Below are 18,377 nucleotides of genomic sequence, written 5' to 3'. Positions count from 1 at the left end.
AAATAAAAAGACGCTCTGTATTAACAAAGCGTCTTCTATCTTTATTCGTGATAACTTCTAGTCAAGAAGTGTTCCATAGCTTCTGGTTCATGACCGGTTAAATGAGCAAAGTCATCGCTAAGGCCATGCAAGTAACCCATTGCGCCACCCTTGTACATTGAAGCAAGTTCAGCACCATCACCTTCAGCTGCATAAATCTTGCCAAATTCTTCAACGCTAACTGGGTGATAACCAATTTCATGACCTGTCACCTTGGTCATAATTTTACCTAATTCCGGCATTGTGTAAGAACGACTTTGAGTTAACAAGTAAGTTCTTCTACTCTTTAAAACATCTTCATTAAGTGCCATGGTAGCCATAGCTTCTGCAGAATCTTCTAAAGTAATGAAGCTCATCGCTTGTTTGCCGACTGGGTAAATCAAACCTTTTCTTTCAATCAATTCTGGTAAATATGGTACCAATGGATCAGCATACAAACTGTTCTTGGCAATGGCATAATTAAGATCAGTTCCGGCAAGACGTCTTGGTAAATAACCATAAAATGGTGAGATGACAAATGGATTATCTTCTTGATCGGCAATAAAGCTCATTGCGACCAGATTTTTAATTTCATTTTTCTTCATTGCCGCAAGAACATTTTCAAGTTCACCTACTCGATCAAAAACAGAATAAGTTTTACTTGCTACATAGACTAACGTATCAATTCCTACAAAAGCTTTTTCTAGACTTTCACGCTTTTGAAAATCGATTTCTCTAGTTTCGAGACCTTCATTAATCAAAGCAGTCGCATGATTTTTATTGTGCACTAAAGCAACGATATCTTTAGTATCAGTCTTCTTTTGTAAATGTGCTACAACACGACTACCTAAATGACCAGTTGCACCTGTTACTGCTATCTTCATAATCTAATCCTCCACTACAACTACTTTGCCAAAACTCTTTGAATTCTCTAAATAGCGATGAGCGTCTGCTACATGCTTTAAATCAAAGACACGCTCTGGTTTTGCATCTGCATCATACTTTTTAACATAATCAAGCATATGGTTGATCTTCTCCTCATTAACATTGCCTGAATAGAAACTTGTCAAATAACTATTAGCAGCAATGTCTATAATTGGATCAAATTTGTCTAAGTACCATTGATTGCCCAATTGGCCGGTTGAACAAACAATGCCACCTTCAATTAAGTGTTTAAAACTATTCTTAATAGTCTTAGGTCCAATCAATTCAAGAATCTTATCAAACTTTTTATCAGTTTGTAATTCGCCATCTTGATCAATAATGGCTTCATCATAACCAACATCCAGCATTTGCTTTTCTTTCTTCAAACTGCGAGAACTTCCGGCTACATAAATGTCTGGATATTTTGCTTTTAAAAGTTTAACAAAAGCAACACCGACGCCACTTGTACCAGCGCGAACCAATACTTTATCATCCTTAGCAATCTTCAAGTTAAGCATTGAGCCAAAAGCAGTGTAATAAGTTTCAGGCAATGCAGCTAAGGTTGCCCAATCAAGGTCAGTCTCAATTGGATATAGCTGCTTATTAGGAAGTAAGGCGTATTCTGCGTATGAGCCGTCAAAAGCACGGCCCATTTCGCCCATGATTGAAACTACTTTTTGTCCAACTGGCAATCTATCAGAATCTGTGGTCTTGTTAATCACACCGACGCATTCAATTCCCAAAATTCTAGGAAATTTAACACTTGGTGACAAACCTTTTCTAGTAAAGATCTCTGAGTGATTAATACCAAAGCATTTAACTTTGACTAATGACCAGCCTTCTTTTACTTCAGGAGTTGCTACATCTTCGTAAATAAATTTTTCTGGTCCACCAGCTTCTTTAATTACTGCTGCTTTCGTTTTTATCAACTCTTTTCTAAACCATCGCTAATCACTAGGTTTTCAATCAATTTCAGAATCACAATGCACACCAAAGTTAAAGCTACCGTTAAAATGGTTCCCCATAAGATTGGCACTACTCTACCCGTTTGAAGTCCTTCGAACATCAAGTCTCCGAGACCACCAGCACTAATGGTTGAAGCAATCGTCGCAATCGCCATTGTTGAAGCTAAGGCAACTTGTAAACCGGAGAAAATTGCTGGCATCGATAATGGAAGCTGCACTTTAGTGAAAATCTCTTCCTGTGTCATACCCATTCCACGTGCTACTTCAATATAGTTAGGATCAACTTCTCGTATACCAGTAATAAGGGTTCGCAATAAAACATATTCGTTATAAAAGGCTAAAACAATGATCGCCGTTGTTTCACCTAGCCCTGTTATCGGAATAAGCAAGGCGAAAAACGCATAACTTGGAACTGAATAAAGCAATGAAAAGAAATAGATCAAACTATTCATCCAGTTTTTTTTGCGTAGAAAGACCGCGATCAAAACGATTGCCACCAAAAAAGCAATAAATAACGCGATTAAAACCATTCGTGCGTGTTCAATAGTTAACTGCATCATGCGTGCTGAATTATCTTGCCAATATTTGATCATTTAAATTGCTCCCATAATGCTCTATTCTGTCTAACAGTTCCTAAAAGTTGAGCTACATAATCAGTTGCAGGTTGAGCAACGAGCTTCTCAGGAGTATCGAATTGCTCGATCTTGCCTTTGTTCATGATCATTACACGATCGCCTAAGAATAAGGCTTCGTTAATGTCATGCGTTACAAAAAAGAAAGTCTTATCACTCAAATTTTGATGTAATTCTTTTACTTCTTGTTGCACGTCTTGTCTGATAATTGCATCCAGAGCCGAAAATGGCTCATCAAAAAGCATAATTGGTGGATTGGTCGATAAGGCTCTAGCAACGCCAACTCTCTGCTGTTGACCACCAGAAAGCTGTGCCGGATATCGACCACTGTATTCCTTAGGATCAAGTCCAACTTGATTAAGCATATCATCAACAGTCTTATTGATTTTTTCTTTATCCCAATTAAGTAAATTAGGAGTAACTGCTATATTTTGTGCGATAGTCATATGAGGGAAAAGTCCAATTGATTGAACTACATAACCAATATGTCTACACAAATCAACTAAATTCGTATCGTTTAAATCATTTCCATTGATAGTAATCTTGCCTTTAGTTGGCTTTTCCAGACCATTGATCATCTTTAAGGTAGTGGTTTTACCTGAGCCGGAAGAACCCAAAACAGTTACAAATTCGCCTTGATTAATTTCAAAGTTCAAATCTGAAATTATTTCATTCTTGCCATATTTTTTAGCTACATGTTCAAATTTAATAATTGCTTTGGTCATCTTCTCTAACCTTTCTAATTACCCAATCCATTAAGAACATGGATAAAAGTGATAAAAGAGCTACGCTTACAGCACCAATTACTACATATTGCATCTTGTAAAGACCAAGACCAGTGAAAATCAACGTACCAAGGCCGCCTGCTCCGATATAAGTTGCTAAAGTTGCACTTGAAATAATTTCTACTAAGGCTAACTTCACACCATTTAAAATATATGGCAAAGCCAAAGGAAGTGAAATCTGTTTTAATAGTTGCCTTTGATCCATTCCAAGAGATAAGCCCACTTCTTTTAATACAGGTGAAACTTCATTAAATCCTAAAATTGTATTTACAACTAAAGGTGGAAGTGCAAGGACCACTAAAGCAATTAGTGCTGGGATAACCCCTGCTCCCATTATTGGGATTAAGATAAAGAGCAATGCCAAACTTGGAATAATTCTAAGTAATTGACTAAAGGTCTGGCAAAAAGCCGCTACTGCATTATTGCGTGAGCCTAAATAGCCCAACGGAAAGGCGATAAGCATAGCTATGATCAATGAAGTCAAACTAAGAAAAAGGTGTTGACCAACATAGCCCCAATATTCGGCTGATGAAGTTTGAAAGTAACGAATGATTTGCGCGAGCATGAAAACCTCTTATTTTTTAGTAATTTTTATCTACCCAATCCTTGGCTACTGATTGATAGCTTTGACCATCAACATCGACCTTCTTATTGAGCTTTTGCAATTCGGTAGTAGTTAACTTGCGGTCGATCTTGTTAAGAACCTTCTTAATACCAGGATTATCCTTCAAAGTTTGATTTCTGACAAGTGGAACCAAGTTATATGCAGGCCAGAAGTGCTTATTATCTGTTAAAGCAAAGTACTTACCGGTAGCTAATTGACCTTCAGTAGTTGAAGCAGGAGTAATGTCGCCTTCACCTTTAGCCAAAATTTGGTACTTTAAGCTTGGATCATAAACCTTATGGCTCTTGAAGTTAAACTTACCATAAACTTTAGTAAGACCTGGAATACCGTCTTCACGCTTGTCGAATTCACCTTGAGAAGCAAAGCGAATCTTGTTAGCTTTCTTTTGCAAATCAGAAATAGTCTTGATACCGTATTTCTTAGCAACTGAAGTTCTAATAGCAATACCTTGAGCATCGTTACCAGGTGCATAATTCAAAGTAGTTAAGCCTTGCTTCTTCATTCCTTTACGAGCAATATTAGCAATGGCATCTGCACTTTTACCAACGATCTTACCTTTAAGATAAGTCATAGCAATTGTACCAGTGTATTCTGGATAAAGATCAATTTGTTTTGATTTGATTGCTTGGTAAACGACTGAACTAGAAATGTTTGGTTTAGTCTTTACACTGTAACCATCTTTCTTCAAAGCATCAGTCCAGATTTGCATAACGATCTTACTTTCACTAAAGTTTTTAGAACCAATAGTAATAGTTGTTCCTTTAGTAGTTTGTTTGGAATTGTTGCCTTTAGGCCAGGCAGCAATCACAACAGCTACAATAATTACAATTAAACCAATTATTGACCACTTTTTTTTATTATTCATAGTATTCTCCTTAGTACTTGTTACTTTTTAAATTACATATTTCAATCGGCAGTTAATAATATAGATCCGTTTATATTGATAGTCAACATATTTGCATAATTTATTTGTAATTTGTATAATTACAACTGAAGAAAGGAGAAATCACATGAAGATATCAACGCGCTTTAGCGATGCAATTCATTTACTAGCTTTTATTCATATTTATAAAGGTAAGATTCCTTTAACTAGTGAAAACATTGCTAGCAGTATCGAAACTTCCCCAGTAATGGTACGTAAATTGATGGGTGAGCTGCGTAAGGCTGGTTTAATTGAAACAAAGCACGGTACGCCTGATCCTAAACTGGCTAAGCCAACTGATAAAATTTCCCTGCTTGATGTTTACCTAGCAGTTGAAAGGAACAAGCCGCTCTTTGAAATCGATCATAAGACCAATCCACAGTGTATTGTGGGTGGCAATATTCAAGAAACTTTGTCAGAATACTATAATCAAGCAGAGATTGCAGCTAAAGCTAAACTTAACGACACAAGGCTGTCAGATGTAATTGACACAATCTTAGTTAAACAAAAAGAAAAAGAGTATTTACAAAAGCAACAAAATTATGAATAAAAGAAAAACGATTGAGGATCTTTGCTATGAAGCATTGATCTTCAACCGTTTTTTTGTTTCTAGTTACCTGAAGTCATTTTAATTCCGATGATACTGACAACAAGTAAAACGCCAAATACCCAGGTTAATCCTGATAACTGATCATGAAATAATATCACACCCACAATAACCGAACCGACAGCTCCGATTCCTGTCCAAATCGGATAAGCCAAACTCAATGGTAAGCTTTTAGTTGCTAACACTAAGCTACCAAAAGATATGATAATCCCTATTACCGTAATGACGGAGTAAAGCAGTACTGAAAAGCCATTACTAAGTTTCATAGCCGTTGACCATACTACTTCAAAAATTCCGGCAATTAACAAATAAATCTATGACATAAGTTTTACCTCCAAAATAAAAAAAGCCAAGTATCGATTACTTTCTTCAAAGACCTAATGAAAGTAACCATTACTTGGCCCGCCCCGGTGGGAGTTTAATATTTATTTTTGAACGTTACATAGTATAACGAAATAGCTAAACTATGTAAAATTGATTCCAGCTTAAAAAACAATCAGAATAAATTCGAATGACTTTCAAATATTATATATCAATTAGTCATCATCGTCGTGATCATGATCATGTTGATCGTCTCTATCATAGTCATCCTTGTCATGTTTTTCATCCCTATTATGATCATCATCTTTATCGTGCTTCATATTTTTATCATGATCGTCAGTTTCACTCTTCAAAACCTTCTGACTACTTGCATCGACTTCAACTTCAGTTTCCTTATTACCATTTTCGAACTCGATCTCCCAAATAGCCTTACCATTATCCTTTTCTAAAGTCCACTTAACCGGCTGGCCTTGAGCTGACTGCTGTGCAATTTGCATAGCTTGATCACGATCAATAAGATTGCCTATATCTAATGCTTCCTTTTTGTCATCAGCATCTAACTCCTCAGTCTTTGATTTAATAATGTTGCCACTACTTGCATTAATCTTTGCCTTGTACTCATTTTGTGAGTCAAAGCCTTCAATTTCATAAATGTATTTACCATTTTGGGCCTCAAGTTAATTTCTTCAATTGAAACTGAACCAAATTTCTCATTAAATTTCTCATTAAATTTATTAATTGCGTCAGTTTGTGAAAGATTGATGCTAGATGTTTTCTGGTTATTATTTTGCCCTGTTTGAGTATCTGCGCCCCAGTTGATGCGTTAGCCTGATTAATTAAAACCCCTGCGCCTCCAACAGTTAATCCTAATACAACTGCAGCTAAAGAGAATTTTTTCATAGTAGATTTTTTCATAATAGTTAATTCCTTCCTTGATTACTTAACTTGATGTATTTAGTTTACGAAAAAATTGGCTATTAAAAGCCAAGAAAGGATATAAATTAAATGAAAAAATCTTCATTTTTATTCAAAGCGAGTTTTCCAATTAGGATCCTTATTAGCCTCAAAGCACATGGAAATTTGCTCCTTAGTGGTGCGTCCTAAGGACAACCTAGGCAATTTATCTAAAGCAAAATACTCACATGCATCAGTTTCATCATTAGGTTCAAATTGTCCGCTGATCTCCTTACACAGATAAAAGATCTTCGTAATATTAGTTGCTCGAATCGGCTTATTATGATGGTTACGATCTTGAATTGCAATTACCTTCACCGGTTTAACAATTCTACCAGCTTCTTCTCTTGCTTCTTTAGCACAATTTTCAGCAGTCGTGCAGTCATAATCATTCCACCCACCAGGTAGTGACCAAGTTTGCGTAGATTTTTCTCTTACAAGCAGAATCTTGTCATCTTTAAAAATTGCAGCACGCGTATCAATCTTAGGCGTCTGATATCCTTCATCCCCCAAGAAAAGCGTATCAATTCTCTCCTTAGGTAAGCCGGTCTGTGCTTGCATCATCTCACCAGCAATTTCTCTAACTTTTTCATATCTTTCCTTATCAAAGATATCTTTACCATATTCAAGACCTGCTTGCGCAATACTTTGCAAATCCGTTGCCCATTTCAAAAATTGATTATCCTGCTCCATACTGCACCTCCATTTTTGACAAAAAGAAAAGTATGACATCAACCATATTGATATCATGCTTATTATGGCTATTCTTCACTAGTACTTTTTTCAGTACTCAATTGCTTTCTCAACAATTGCAAAACAATCTTAATCTCATCATTTTCCTTATTACCAAAAATCCTAGTAAAAGATTCGCCTTTTTGGAATTCTTGCGTAAAATCATACTCTTCGGTCAATTCTTTAATTCGATCGTCAAATAAGTAAGCACCATCATTCTTATATTTGAAACAATTGATCTTAGGAATTAGCTCATCAACATTGATTTCTGAAACGATCCAAATATAATTCTCAATCTTTACCAATTTAACTTTCAATTAATAATTAAAGCAGTTAATCGCTTACTTAACATTATAGCATAACTACCTATTCAGGACGGAATTAATAAAGATATAGTATTATTTAGTCAAATATCTCAACCAAACAGCACCATCTGGATAGCTCTTCACACTCTTCAATGTTAATGGTGTAGATGCTCCACTAGTCAAACCATCAAAGACAGCTGGTTGACCAATTCGACCATCAACACCTGGTCCGATTAAAAGATTAATTTCATCAACCAGACCAGCCTTTAAAAAACTACCATTGATCTTACCGCCACCAACGAGAGCCAAGCACTTAATCCCAAATTCATCAGCTAAGACCTCCATGGCACGCTTTAAGTCAACGTGTTCCTTACCTGCAGCAATCCAAGAAATATTATGACCATTCAAGTAATCGATATATTCCTTAGATACATCTTCACTGGTCAAAATTAAATGTGAGAAGTCTGAGCCATTTTCTCTGCCCCATGCAGTTCTACCCTTTGAGTCAGTAACAATATTTATGAATCAGCAGTCGCATTTTTCTTAAAAGCAACTTTACCTAATTTTTCACCATCATCAGCTTTAAAGTCACCATCGGCCATTTCTGTTTCTGCAGTAACACGACCACTTACTCTAGTTGGTGCCTCAAGTGCTGATAAAGTTGAATAATATTCGCTATTACCATCAAGTTGAGCGGTCATTCACAATCGATACGACCGTCAATTGAAGTCATCATGTGCACAATAATATAGGGTTTAGTCATTTAAAATTCCTCTTACTTAAAATTTTCCTTAAAGAAACTTTCAAACTTATCAAATGGAATCTTGTCTACTTGATCATACAAATCGATGTGTTCTGCATCTTTAGCAATGTACTTTTCCTTTGGTTCATTAGCAAGCTTGTAGGCTCTTTCTGAGAAGGCTATTGAGTGGGCCTTGTCGCCACAAACAAAAAGAATTGGATGAGGTGTAATCTCATCGATATGAGCCAAGGCATCAAATTGAAGCATTGATAAGTCTGAAGTAGTAGTAAAGCCGCCACGTGCATTTGAATGGAAGCCACGTGGTACAGCGTAGAATCTTTGCCATTCATTAGTAATTGGATCAGTCTTAGGTAAAGCATCTACACTTGGATATGGAGTTTCTGGGAAGAATGGAATGTATTTGGGGTTGACCATTTTCAAAATCAGCCCAACGTTGACGAGTAAGCTTATCCTTCATTTCGTCAATTTGCTTCTTAGATAAGTTTTGCATCCCGCGAATATCGGTAATATCGTACATTGAAGCAGTCGCAATTGCCTTGATACGAGTATCAACACTAGCTGCAGAAAGCGCGAAGCCACCTGAACCACAAATACCAATAACACCAATCTTTTCACGATCGACAAATGGCACTTTTACACCAAGATAATCAACTGCGGCACTGAAGCTTTCAGCAAATAAGTCTGGAGATGAAACACGTCTTGGCTCGCCGCCTGATTCACCCATATGTACTTGGTCAAAAGTCAAAACGACAAAGCCGCGCTGTGCCAATTCATTGGCATAAACACATGGACCTTGTTCCTTAGTACCACCATAAGATACACCAACGATCAAAGCAGGGTATTTTGCATTTTTATCTATATCTTTTACGTAGTAAATGTCTGCCGCAATAGCAGTTCCATATCTGTTATTATAACGAACATGTTCACGCGTTAATTTATCACTTAATTTAGTAATGTATCCGTAAGGCATATAATTGGTCATTTCTATTACTCGATTAACTATAATTTGCCATTACGCTTTATTCATTACCAATATCTATTGTAAATGAGAATCCATACTTTATACTTATAGTCCTTAATACAAAAAATCCAAGACAAGAGTCTTGGATTTTAATAATTATTCTTTTCTACTTTGACGTAAGTATTCAAACAAGATACCATCACGCAAACCGCAATTAGAAAAGATAACTTCACTAATCTGCAAATTACGCAATACTAGACTAATAGGAATCAAACCACCGATGATTACATCTGCCCGGTTCTTAGCCAAACCAGGAATCTTCATTCGTTCATCTTTATTCATAGCAATCAATTTGCTGACTAAGTTAAAGATGTAATGTGGTGGTAAATGCATCCCATGAATATCAGGCAATTCATCAACATCGTCGGTAACTTTACGACGATGAATCTTAGCGATCGTCCGATTGCTTCCGCCAAGCGCAATCAACGGAAGATTATGTACTTGTCCGAGCCAACGAACCGTTGAGATTTTTTGTCCTGCTGCATTCATGGCACGATAAAGATCACTTGCTGAGATTGAATCTGCTAAATTGTAGTTTTGTGACAAAACAACTGAACCGATTGGAATACTAATACGTTCTTTGCAAGCACCGTTTTGTACCCAAACTAATTCAGTTGAAGCACCGCCACAATCCATGATGATGCCGTTTCTAATTGGCAAAGTATTAACTACGCCAACATAATCCAGATAGGCTTCTGTACTACCTGAGATCACCTGCAGATCAAGACCAACCTCATCTTTTACTCGTTTCAAAAATTCGGCTTGATTCTTTGCTCCGCGAACTGCAGCTGTTGCTACAGCTTTGACGACTACATGATCATATTGGGTATATCTAGCCTTAAAATCTTTCAAGGCTTGAATAGTTCTCTTCATCGGCTCTTCTTTAAGAATCATTTCTTTGCCCATCTTTTCGGACAAACGAACGTATTCTCTAAAGTAGCCTATGATGGTATAACCACCATAATCATCTATTTGGGAAATTTGCATTCTGACCGAGTTGGAACCCAAGTCAATTACTACTAAATTAGTCATTTTCCTTCCTCCTCAGTCTATTCTTTATTCTCCGCGCAGATACTTCACAAAGGCTTCATAGTCTTGCTCTACTTGCTTACTATAAGCAACGGCCCAATCAGCCATATATTTGTCAAATTGCTTACTTTCTTGCAAGTAGCCATAAACCATTGAAGCAGTTGGACTTTGACAATGAGCATGAGCCAAAATGAAGGCACATAGTGTAACGTAAGCTTCAAAGCTTTCTTCATCCAGCTTCATCGTATCAATCGAGTCTTTCATATCTCTGAATTGACGTACATAATAGCTGCGGCCACCTGCTTCAGTATAGCCCAAGAATGGATCATAGAAGGTTTGCAAGATACTTTGTCCGGTAATAACACGACGACCTTCTTCATACCCTTGCTCTTTAGCTTCCGCAACAGATAGATTAGACAAGTCATATTTGGATGGCATAGCTTCTTTTATTTGCAAAACCAAGTGGCTGCCATCTCTACCTGTAAATAAAACTAGGTAGCAACGTGTGCCAAAGCTACCAACACCTACACTATAACGAATGATATCGGTTAGTTTAAAATTATTCAAAAGAAGTTTAACATCTGGTGAGAGTTTCTTTTGATATTCATCCATGGCACTGACCAATTCTTGATAAGTTTGATTAGAAATGCATCTAGCACGAGGTGGATTTTCTTTGAAAACAAGTTTGCCATCTTCTTCAGTAGTAAATTTCTTAACTACCTTATCTGAATTATTCTTTGGTGCCTTATCCGCAATTTTCTTTAAAATTTTAACCAATTGCTTGTCGTCACTGACAGTATTGAAAAAGTCATTGATACTGTATGAAGTGTAAAAACGATCAAGCAGTTTTTGTCCTGCTGCATCAGCAATTCCATCTTCATAAGCCTTAGCTGTGCTCTTCAAGATCTTATAAAGATTATCAGGATTGTAACCGTTAATCTCACCAATCAATTTGGCGCTAACCATAAGACGCTTCAAATCGCTCTCCCAGTTGCCTACTCTAGTTTCATCAAAGTCGTTTAAACCAAATAGCAACTGTCTTTCAGGTGAGGCAAAAAAGCCAAAGTTGTTCAAGTGGGCATCCCCACAAGTCATCACCCAAATTTTACTTTGCGTGCTATGAAGTAAATCATATTCCATGACACCGGCTGTCCCACGCAAGAAGCTAAAAGCATTGGCAGTCATCCGCTGATGACGCAATGGCAAAAGCTCAGGAATCATTGTATCTTCCTGTGTTTTGATCATCTTAACTGCATCCCGCTCAACCGGCTTAAAAGTACCCAACTCACTAACAGGCACCTTTTTAGCTTGCTTCTTACCTGCTTCGATTAATTCATCTTTACTGGCATTTAATCGAAGCTTATCGGTATTAAATCTTTTGAGTAAAAAGTCCTTACTCATCCGTATCCTTCTTTTCATCAAGGGTTAAATCATTGTCTTCTCTACGTATTACTTCAAAGACATCAGGATCTCTATCTTCATCTTCTTTTTGCTTTAATTCGCGTTCTTTTTCTTGTGATTGATGAATGAAGTACTCTTGAGAGTTAAGGGCCTTTTTACCACGTCTATCAACCATTGAATATACATTATCATGAAGTACACGGGGTTTAACGTTGTCGTTCCACATAATGTTGTAGATATTAAGCACACGTTCTTTCAAATCTGGCTGCAAAATTGGGAACAGTGTTTCAACTCTTCTGTTCAAGTTACGCTTCATCATGTCAGCACTTGAAAGGTAAACATCCTGATTACCATCATTATAGAAGTAATAGATTCGACTATGTTCGAGTAATCTACCCACAATCGAATGTACTTCAATATTATCACTAATTCCAGGAATATCGGTTCTTAAACAACAAATTCCCCGCACAATTAAGTGAATTTTAACTCCAGCATGTGAAGCTTCGTATAGTTTACCAATGATTTCAGGGTCAGAGAGTGAGTTCATCTTCATATGAACTTCAGCTTTACGGCCGGTTTTAGCAATTTCAATTTCGTTATCGATCTTTTGGTTGATGAATTCACGAATATGCTTTGGTGAAATTCTCAATCGTCTAAAGTATGGTGGACGTGAATAACCAGATAGCATGTTAAACAAGTTAGTTGCGTCAACACCAAGATCACGACGTGAAGTAAACAAGCCCATATCAGTGTAGAAGTGAGCAGTTACATCATTGTAGTTACCAGTACCTAAGTGAATGTATCTGCGAATACCATCTTCGTCACGACGAATTACCAAAGTAATCTTGGTGTGAGTCTTAAGTCCTTTCAAACCGTAAATAACGTGACAACCCATTTGTTCCAAGGTCTTTGCCCAATGAACGTTGTTCTCTTCGTCAAAACGTGCTTTAACTTCAACCAAAACAGTAACTTGCTTACCTGCTTGGGCAGCTTGACCCAAATATTTAATGATTGGTGAATTACCAGAAACACGGTAAAGAGTCATCTTAATGGCTAAAACTTTGTCATCATGTGCAGCTTTACGGATGAAGTTCAATACAGCATCAAATGAATCATATGGGTGTTGTACAAGATAATCTCTTTCTCTAATATTGGCAAAAATATCACTAGAAAAAGCCAAGTCTGGATCAACGTAACCCTTAATTGGAGCATAGCGCAATTTTTCATGTCCCTTAACGGCGCCAGCTAACTTCTTAAGGAAAGTTAAATCAATTGGACCTGAAATTTCATAGATTTCGCTCTTTTTAACGTTTAACTTGTCAAACAAGCGTGAACGCAATTTGTCACCCATTGACTTTTCGATTTCAAGGCGAACAGCTTTACCATGTTCACGGTCCTTCAATTGTTTTTGAACACTACGTAAAAAGTCTGAAGTATCACGTTCAGCCATGTCCAAGTCCATGTCACGAGTAACACGGAAAATCGCGGCTTCTTTTACTTCGTAGCCGTCGAAAAAGCTGCTGACAAATTCTTTGATGATATCTTCTAGTAAGACAAAACTGTTGTCCGCTTTTGGTAACTTAACTAAACGTTTAAAGTTATTAGGAACTCTAAGTGTAGCATAGTGATGCTTGCCATCTTCTTTGTCCTTTAAACGAACAGCGATATTCAAAGAATCGTTAGCAATAAATGGGAATGGACGGTTAGTGTCGTCAGCCATTGGAGTAATGACTGGATACAATTCATCACTAAAGTAACGTCTTACAAATTCGTATTGTTGTGCGTTCAGATCTTTAACTTCTTTAATAAAGATGTTCTTCTTTTCAAGTTGAGGCAAAAGTGAACGCCAGTAAGTTGAGTATCTCTTTTCTACTGCTTTGTGTTCCTTTTTGTTAATCGCGTCAAGTTGTTTTTCTGGAGTCATACCAGATGAATCAGTAGTCTTGATACCGGCCGCAATCAACTTGTGCAAAGAAGCGACACGAACCATGAAGAATTCATCAACATTGCTTTGGGTGATACCTAAAAAGTTGATTCTTTCAAGCAATGGATTGTCCTTATTACGAGCTTCTTCTAGTACTCGATCGTTAAAGTCCATCCAACTTAATTCACGATTATTGAAATATTCCGGTTTCAAAAACGGTTTTGTTTCTTCTTTTTCATTTCCTAAAAATGTACTACTCATTGTCTATTCATACCCTCTTGTTTTAAAACAACTTTGATGCCAAATACGTCTTCAAATAATTTCACGCGTTTATTAAAGGACCAGCGTTCCAATGTAATATCCGCATTTGTTTTGGCTCTGACGATTAATTCATTATTTTTCTTCAGCGAAATAACGATTTGCTTAATCTTTTGCTTGTGTGAAGCATCTAACGCAGTAGCTATTCGTAAAATAGCGGAAAGCTTGGCAACCGTTAACTGAATTTCTGGATCTAGGTGACGGTAATGATGGCCACCAATGTCAGGTGCAGAACCATCTTCGTTCATAGTCTGATAACGACAAATTTCACTAACAATTTCGTTTTCACGATCAGACAAGCCGATTAATTCATTATCATCCAAGAATTCGGCTGATTGCTCATAGCGTCTTGCTTGGTTAACAAAACTACCAATATCATCAACTATGGCAGCCCAACTCAATAATTCTCTGTCAGATTTAGGCAAAAGATGTACCTTGCGCAGACGGTCAAAGATATGCAAAGCAAACTTGCGCACTGCAGTAGCATGGTGTAAATCAACCAAATAGCGTCGAGCCATATTTTGAGCTGAAGTCATCATGATATCAGTATCTTTGCCTCTCTTCTCTAGCATCAAAAGGCCGGTGACAACAGACATGTCTGTAATGTAAATCGTGCCAATATTTAAAAGAGAAAGGAATTGCTTGATTGAAATGGCATTAGGAATAGCGTGGTCAGCTACAGCTGGTTCCAAGTCATAGTTTTGCATGATATCGTTAAGCGACATTTGGATCAGTTGATCATAGAAGTGTTGAAATTCTTCGTGCGTAATTTGGTTAGCTGAGTTCTCTTTCTTCAAATAAGTATTATTCAAGGCATCAGCGTGTTGGATAATTACAGCGGCACGCGAATTATCCTTGATCTGACGAGCCAAGTGACCGATCTTCGCACCTAAGTAATCATTGATAACATAGATCGGATCATTAGGCGTTTCATTAGTGATTTCATTGATCTCTTGGATCTCTCGTGGACCTAAAGCCAGGCTCCAGCTTGATTCGAACTTATTGTTTTTAAACAAAGAAAGGTTGATCATTGCAGAACCAAGACTAAGCAAATAAGTGGCGTGGTCCTCGCCATCGTCATTTACTTCTGCTTGACTCTTCATCCCGCTTAAAACCTTGGCGTAGACGATTTGACCACCATTAAGCCATTCGATCTTCCAACCAGTTCTAACCTTGATCTGATCTGCAATAAAACTGGCAGACATTTCATCAATTAATTGTTCATTACCGTAAAACTTGAAATCCTTAATCTGATATTCTGCTAGCTTATCTTTAAAGCCTTCAATTGCATCACAGATTTTGTCCATATCTTGTTCAAAAACCTGGCTTTTACTATCAGCTTGTAAAAACGAAGGCGAATCCAGTTTTTCAATGACAGTTAGATCCTTTAGATCTACTATGTTAAGTTGAATCTTATAGGAAGACATATAAATTAAACCAAATAAAGTTTTCTTCATTTATTATTTTCACCTATTAATGCAATTACTTTAATGTTAAACTTTTACTCTATATTAATTATATATTAACTTTTGATGATGATCTAAATTTTACGGCCTAATTTTGAAAAAATTTAATAACAAAAAAGGCACAATTTTATGTACCTTTTTCACCCTAATGGCTATACGAATTGCTTACATGTAAGGGATACAAATGGTTAAAATGTCCTCCATTGATAGCAAGTCAAATTCAACTAGTTCGTTTTTCAATTTATCTACTGTACAAGATTTGCAGTGCATTTCTTTCATCAAATCTTCATCTTAATAAATGATGTACATGTTGCCATCATCATCCATCCAACCCTTATTTTGTTACTCTGTCATCCGTAGAGTAAAAATCATGTAAAGATAACGAGTATTGACACTCATATAGCTATATTTTAGGTTATTGAAGAATGCCTTTGGCAAACCATTTTGTTGTTCAGAATAATCTTGGCCCACTTTAAATCTTAGTTGTGTTTTCATTATATCTACCTCTATTATGTTTGTTTTATTTATTAGAAAATTATTAAGCCAAGCAAATAAAAAAGCCCAGAGCTGATATAGCTCTGGGGCTTAATTGTATTCTTAATTAACGGTAGTCCTTGAGGAAGTCGACTAACTTTTGGTAGTCGGCATCGTGCTCAGAGTCATAAGCATCAACTAAATCAACAACCTTGTTGTCTTTGGTGATGATGCGGTATTCACGCAAATCTTTCTTTTCATTTGCGACGACAGTAATTTCACCTTTACCTGGTGTTGAGTACAAATCAGGATTTAGAGTTTCATTCAATTTGTCTGATAATTGTTGGTTAAATGCTATTGTGTTCATTCGCTTTTATCTCTTTTCTTATAAATAAACTCCAACACAGTCATTATAACATTTTTACCTAATTATGTTAGGCTTCTTATTTTAAATTAATTTTCCTTATCTAGTCTGCAAATGCACATCATATCTAGTGTTTGAGGTGCAACATCAATCGGTGTGATTGCCTTAGTTTCATAAGCATTTTGCTTAAAGTACTTAAGATCACGTACCAAAGTGTCTGGGTTAAATGAGAGATAGATAAACTCTCTTGGCTGCATCTTTACGCTAGCTTCAATAAAGCCTTTTAACAAGCCTTTCTTAGGAGCAATTGCAATAATGACGCTAGTATTTTCATTGTTTTTAGCTAAACGATTCATTACTTGATCAGCATTGCCGATGTAGAAATTAGCATTCTCTACCTTATTCTTCCTGGTGTTAAATCTAGCATCTTCAATCGTGGTTCTTTCACTATCAACGTCGCGGACTGATTTTACTTTATCGGCTGCAATCAAGCCAAAGCTGCCCACACCACAGTAGGCATCAATTAAGTCGTCATCTGCTTGCAAATCTGCAGCCTCTAGAGCTTTTCGACAATAGTCTTCAATTGCCCGCCGTTTGGTTGGAAGAAACTCTTAGGTAAGATCTTGAAGCTAACGCCATTGATTTCATCTTCAATAAAGTCATTGCCCCAAACAGGGATATTTTCTTTGCCAAAAATTTCGTTAGTCTTGTGTGGTTTAAAGTTCAATACAATGCCGTTAACATTGTGGAACTTCTCGGTGATTAAGCCTGAAAGTTCCAACAACTTCACGTCATCCTTGTTATGGGTAACCAAGGTAATGATCATCCCATCGTTAGTTTCTGAACGACGAACATCGATATCTCTAACAAAACCTGTATTAGTATCAGGATCATAAACGGAAACATCAAGTTCACTCAAGGTGTCACGTACACCAAACAATACCTTTTCAATATCGCTATTAGTTGTGACGAAATTGTTCAAAGGAATAAAGTTGGTTGTTCGTGGTTCATAGAAGCCGATTTCGATTTATCCATTGACCTTACGAACTGGGAAAACTACTTCATTGCGATAATGCTTTTGAAATGGACTAGCAATAGCGTTTTCAACTTCAATGCCATTCAAGCCTTCCTTGGTTAACAATCTTTGAATCCTTTCCTTCTTAAAAGCTAATTGCTTGTCATATTGTAAGTTAGCCCAACGTGCATAACCCTTGTGAGCCCACTTTGAATAGTCATCATGAACTCGATCAGGACTAAACTTGATAATTTCAGTACTTTTTCGTATTTTAATGAACTTCTTCAACTTCAGCTTTAACTTCTTCACCAGGTAAGGCATCCCTAACAAATACTAATTTATTACCGTACTTTGCTAGGCCTCTACCTTCAGGGAAAAGATCGGCAATAGTTACGTCTAAAATATCTTTTTCTCTCATATTGTACGCCTCGTATTCAATTTACTAACAAACCATTTAAATCCTTATAACTAATAACATTTATACTCCCTTAACTATTTGATATTAAATTTTTTAATTTAGTCAAAGCAAAAAGCGCATTATAAAGCCATTTTTCGTTATTTAAATTAAGCTATACAAGAATACAGTTAGCGATAAAAGTTCATTCTCAGTATATTTTATAGCTAATAGATAAGTTCCTTTTTTATAAAATAAGATATCGATTAGCGGTGACAAGTGAAAATCAAATACTATACGTTTTTTCTGTAACTTTAAATATGCAAAATCTTATCAATTGTATTTATGAATATTAAAAAAGACATAACCTATTTAAATGAGATAAGCTATGTCTTTTTTTACATTATCTATATTAAAT

25 protein-coding genes are annotated in these 18,377 nt (G+C 36.5%); 1 reads left to right on the top strand and 24 read right to left on the bottom strand.

Going from position 1 to position 18,377, the window contains the following annotated elements:
- Positions 1-41 precede the first annotated feature (41 nt).
- The 6 genes from JCM1039_RS11880 to JCM1039_RS02645 are packed head-to-tail and all read right to left on the bottom strand — an operon-like array spanning position 42 to position 4,814.
- Positions 42-902, bottom strand: coding sequence for an NAD(P)H-binding protein (locus JCM1039_RS11880; RefSeq protein WP_025014550.1), 861 nt, complete (start codon positions 900-902; stop codon positions 42-44).
- A 3-nt stretch (positions 903-905) separates the two neighbouring features.
- The gene (locus tag JCM1039_RS02665; protein WP_025014549.1) at positions 906-1,871 is read right to left on the bottom strand and encodes a zinc-binding dehydrogenase; all 966 of its coding nucleotides are present in this window, start codon (positions 1,869-1,871) and stop codon (positions 906-908) included.
- Positions 1,868-2,500 (bottom strand): ABC transporter permease, encoded by a 633-nt coding sequence (locus JCM1039_RS02660; RefSeq protein ID WP_025014548.1) that lies wholly within the window; start codon positions 2,498-2,500, stop codon positions 1,868-1,870. Before JCM1039_RS02660 ends, JCM1039_RS02665 begins: the two co-directional genes overlap by 4 nt.
- The gene (locus JCM1039_RS02655) at positions 2,497-3,264 is read right to left on the bottom strand and encodes an ABC transporter ATP-binding protein (RefSeq protein WP_025014547.1); all 768 of its coding nucleotides are present in this window, start codon (positions 3,262-3,264) and stop codon (positions 2,497-2,499) included. Before JCM1039_RS02655 ends, JCM1039_RS02660 begins: the two co-directional genes overlap by 4 nt.
- Positions 3,245-3,889 (bottom strand): ABC transporter permease, encoded by a 645-nt coding sequence (locus tag JCM1039_RS02650; protein ID WP_025014546.1) that lies wholly within the window; start codon positions 3,887-3,889, stop codon positions 3,245-3,247. The genes JCM1039_RS02655 and JCM1039_RS02650 overlap by 20 nt, the downstream gene beginning before the upstream one ends.
- A gap of 16 nt (positions 3,890-3,905) precedes the next feature.
- Complete coding sequence (locus JCM1039_RS02645; protein ID WP_025014545.1) at positions 3,906-4,814, bottom strand: glycine betaine ABC transporter substrate-binding protein; 909 nt, start codon at positions 4,812-4,814, stop codon at positions 3,906-3,908.
- Positions 4,815-4,959: 145 nt separating this feature from the next.
- Between JCM1039_RS02645 and JCM1039_RS02640 the strand changes: the two genes are divergently transcribed.
- Positions 4,960-5,421, top strand: a complete 462-nt coding sequence (locus tag JCM1039_RS02640; RefSeq protein ID WP_025014544.1) for an Rrf2 family transcriptional regulator — start codon at positions 4,960-4,962, stop codon at positions 5,419-5,421.
- A 59-nt stretch (positions 5,422-5,480) separates the two neighbouring features.
- Here the strand turns inward: JCM1039_RS02640 and JCM1039_RS10405 are convergent, their stop codons facing one another.
- The 18 genes from JCM1039_RS10405 to JCM1039_RS11870 form a co-directional block, all read right to left on the bottom strand.
- Positions 5,481-5,792 (bottom strand): DMT family transporter, encoded by a 312-nt coding sequence (locus tag JCM1039_RS10405; protein ID WP_373852432.1) that lies wholly within the window; start codon positions 5,790-5,792, stop codon positions 5,481-5,483.
- Positions 5,793-6,014: 222 nt separating this feature from the next.
- Positions 6,015-6,296 carry a PepSY domain-containing protein gene (locus tag JCM1039_RS12530; RefSeq protein ID WP_236692613.1) on the bottom strand — a complete coding sequence of 94 codons (282 nt, stop codon included), beginning with the start codon at positions 6,294-6,296 and terminating at the stop codon, positions 6,015-6,017.
- Between the two features lie 175 nt (positions 6,297-6,471).
- Positions 6,472-6,714 carry a hypothetical protein gene (locus JCM1039_RS12520; RefSeq protein WP_236692612.1) on the bottom strand — a complete coding sequence of 81 codons (243 nt, stop codon included), beginning with the start codon at positions 6,712-6,714 and terminating at the stop codon, positions 6,472-6,474.
- 108 nt (positions 6,715-6,822) lie between these two features.
- A complete protein-coding gene (locus JCM1039_RS02625; protein WP_025014543.1) occupies positions 6,823-7,446 on the bottom strand; it encodes an NUDIX hydrolase N-terminal domain-containing protein in 624 nt (207 codons plus the stop codon).
- A gap of 68 nt (positions 7,447-7,514) precedes the next feature.
- Entirely contained in the window at positions 7,515-7,790 is a 276-nt protein-coding gene (locus JCM1039_RS02620; protein WP_236692611.1) for a hypothetical protein, read from the bottom strand.
- A gap of 93 nt (positions 7,791-7,883) precedes the next feature.
- Positions 7,884-8,306: a dihydrofolate reductase family protein gene (locus JCM1039_RS12515; RefSeq protein ID WP_338034662.1), complete on the bottom strand. Its 423-nt coding sequence runs from the start codon at positions 8,304-8,306 to the stop codon at positions 7,884-7,886.
- A 2-nt stretch (positions 8,307-8,308) separates the two neighbouring features.
- Positions 8,309-8,491, bottom strand: a complete 183-nt coding sequence (locus tag JCM1039_RS12510) for a hypothetical protein (RefSeq protein ID WP_236692609.1) — start codon at positions 8,489-8,491, stop codon at positions 8,309-8,311.
- Between the two features lie 74 nt (positions 8,492-8,565).
- Positions 8,566-8,967, bottom strand: coding sequence for an alpha/beta hydrolase (locus JCM1039_RS12505; protein ID WP_236692608.1), 402 nt, complete (start codon positions 8,965-8,967; stop codon positions 8,566-8,568).
- On the bottom strand, positions 8,900-9,523 hold the full coding sequence (locus tag JCM1039_RS10390) for an alpha/beta hydrolase (protein WP_244438031.1): 624 nt from the start codon (positions 9,521-9,523) through the stop codon (positions 8,900-8,902). The genes JCM1039_RS12505 and JCM1039_RS10390 overlap by 68 nt, the downstream gene beginning before the upstream one ends.
- Before the next feature lie 147 nt (positions 9,524-9,670).
- On the bottom strand, positions 9,671-10,606 hold the full coding sequence (locus tag JCM1039_RS02605; protein ID WP_025014541.1) for a Ppx/GppA family phosphatase: 936 nt from the start codon (positions 10,604-10,606) through the stop codon (positions 9,671-9,673).
- Between the two features lie 24 nt (positions 10,607-10,630).
- Positions 10,631-12,004 carry a DUF2252 domain-containing protein gene (locus tag JCM1039_RS02600; RefSeq protein ID WP_025014540.1) on the bottom strand — a complete coding sequence of 458 codons (1,374 nt, stop codon included), beginning with the start codon at positions 12,002-12,004 and terminating at the stop codon, positions 10,631-10,633.
- Positions 11,997-14,189: an RNA degradosome polyphosphate kinase gene (locus JCM1039_RS02595; protein WP_025014539.1), complete on the bottom strand. Its 2,193-nt coding sequence runs from the start codon at positions 14,187-14,189 to the stop codon at positions 11,997-11,999. Before JCM1039_RS02595 ends, JCM1039_RS02600 begins: the two co-directional genes overlap by 8 nt.
- Complete coding sequence (locus JCM1039_RS02590) at positions 14,186-15,703, bottom strand: hypothetical protein (protein ID WP_025014538.1); 1,518 nt, start codon at positions 15,701-15,703, stop codon at positions 14,186-14,188. The genes JCM1039_RS02595 and JCM1039_RS02590 overlap by 4 nt, the downstream gene beginning before the upstream one ends.
- 610 nt (positions 15,704-16,313) lie before the next feature.
- Entirely contained in the window at positions 16,314-16,553 is a 240-nt protein-coding gene (locus tag JCM1039_RS02580) for a hypothetical protein (protein ID WP_025014537.1), read from the bottom strand.
- An 86-nt stretch (positions 16,554-16,639) separates the two neighbouring features.
- Positions 16,640-17,095: a methyltransferase domain-containing protein gene (locus JCM1039_RS11875; protein WP_236692606.1), complete on the bottom strand. Its 456-nt coding sequence runs from the start codon at positions 17,093-17,095 to the stop codon at positions 16,640-16,642.
- 11 nt (positions 17,096-17,106) lie between these two features.
- On the bottom strand, positions 17,107-17,532 hold the full coding sequence (locus JCM1039_RS11655; RefSeq protein WP_155831094.1) for a class I SAM-dependent RNA methyltransferase family protein: 426 nt from the start codon (positions 17,530-17,532) through the stop codon (positions 17,107-17,109).
- Between the two features lie 45 nt (positions 17,533-17,577).
- Positions 17,578-17,874 carry a hypothetical protein gene (locus tag JCM1039_RS11650; RefSeq protein WP_155831091.1) on the bottom strand — a complete coding sequence of 99 codons (297 nt, stop codon included), beginning with the start codon at positions 17,872-17,874 and terminating at the stop codon, positions 17,578-17,580.
- Positions 17,837-17,983: a TRAM domain-containing protein gene (locus JCM1039_RS11870; protein WP_081775134.1), complete on the bottom strand. Its 147-nt coding sequence runs from the start codon at positions 17,981-17,983 to the stop codon at positions 17,837-17,839. The genes JCM1039_RS11650 and JCM1039_RS11870 overlap by 38 nt, the downstream gene beginning before the upstream one ends.
- Positions 17,984-18,377: the final 394 nt, after the last annotated feature.

This window comes from Lactobacillus kitasatonis DSM 16761 = JCM 1039, assembly GCF_000615285.1.
Classification (GTDB): domain Bacteria; phylum Bacillota; class Bacilli; order Lactobacillales; family Lactobacillaceae; genus Lactobacillus; species Lactobacillus kitasatonis.
Note: the sequence above shows the minus strand (reverse complement) of the source record. Positions and strands in the feature narration are given on the sequence as shown.

Bases quoted from the DNA above. Each gene is read 5' to 3' on its own strand.
- JCM1039_RS11880 (WP_025014550.1), bottom strand. From the start codon at position 902: ATGAAGATAGCAGTAACAGGTGCAACTGGTCATTTAGGTAGTCGTGTT.
- JCM1039_RS02660 (WP_025014548.1), bottom strand. From the start codon at position 2,500: ATGATCAAATATTGGCAAGATAATTCAGCACGCATGATGCAGTTAACT.
- JCM1039_RS02655 (WP_025014547.1), bottom strand. From the start codon at position 3,264: ATGACCAAAGCAATTATTAAATTTGAACATGTAGCTAAAAAATATGGC.
- JCM1039_RS02650 (WP_025014546.1), bottom strand. From the start codon at position 3,889: ATGCTCGCGCAAATCATTCGTTACTTTCAAACTTCATCAGCCGAATAT.
- JCM1039_RS02645 (WP_025014545.1), bottom strand. From the start codon at position 4,814: ATGAATAATAAAAAAAAGTGGTCAATAATTGGTTTAATTGTAATTATT.
- JCM1039_RS02640 (WP_025014544.1), top strand. From the start codon at position 4,960: ATGAAGATATCAACGCGCTTTAGCGATGCAATTCATTTACTAGCTTTT.
- JCM1039_RS12530 (WP_236692613.1), bottom strand. From the start codon at position 6,296: ATGCAAATTGCACAGCAGTCAGCTCAAGGCCAGCCGGTTAAGTGGACT.
- JCM1039_RS12520 (WP_236692612.1), bottom strand. From the start codon at position 6,714: ATGAAAAAATCTACTATGAAAAAATTCTCTTTAGCTGCAGTTGTATTA.
- JCM1039_RS02625 (WP_025014543.1), bottom strand. From the start codon at position 7,446: ATGGAGCAGGATAATCAATTTTTGAAATGGGCAACGGATTTGCAAAGT.
- JCM1039_RS12510 (WP_236692609.1), bottom strand. From the start codon at position 8,491: ATGACCGCTCAACTTGATGGTAATAGCGAATATTATTCAACTTTATCA.
- JCM1039_RS12505 (WP_236692608.1), bottom strand. From the start codon at position 8,967: ATGGTCAACCCCAAATACATTCCATTCTTCCCAGAAACTCCATATCCA.
- JCM1039_RS10390 (WP_244438031.1), bottom strand. From the start codon at position 9,523: ATGCCTTACGGATACATTACTAAATTAAGTGATAAATTAACGCGTGAA.
- JCM1039_RS02605 (WP_025014541.1), bottom strand. From the start codon at position 10,606: ATGACTAATTTAGTAGTAATTGACTTGGGTTCCAACTCGGTCAGAATG.
- JCM1039_RS02600 (WP_025014540.1), bottom strand. From the start codon at position 12,004: ATGAGTAAGGACTTTTTACTCAAAAGATTTAATACCGATAAGCTTCGA.
- JCM1039_RS02595 (WP_025014539.1), bottom strand. From the start codon at position 14,189: ATGAGTAGTACATTTTTAGGAAATGAAAAAGAAGAAACAAAACCGTTT.
- JCM1039_RS02590 (WP_025014538.1), bottom strand. From the start codon at position 15,703: ATGAAGAAAACTTTATTTGGTTTAATTTATATGTCTTCCTATAAGATT.
- JCM1039_RS02580 (WP_025014537.1), bottom strand. From the start codon at position 16,553: ATGAACACAATAGCATTTAACCAACAATTATCAGACAAATTGAATGAA.
- JCM1039_RS11870 (WP_081775134.1), bottom strand. From the start codon at position 17,983: ATGAGAGAAAAAGATATTTTAGACGTAACTATTGCCGATCTTTTCCCT.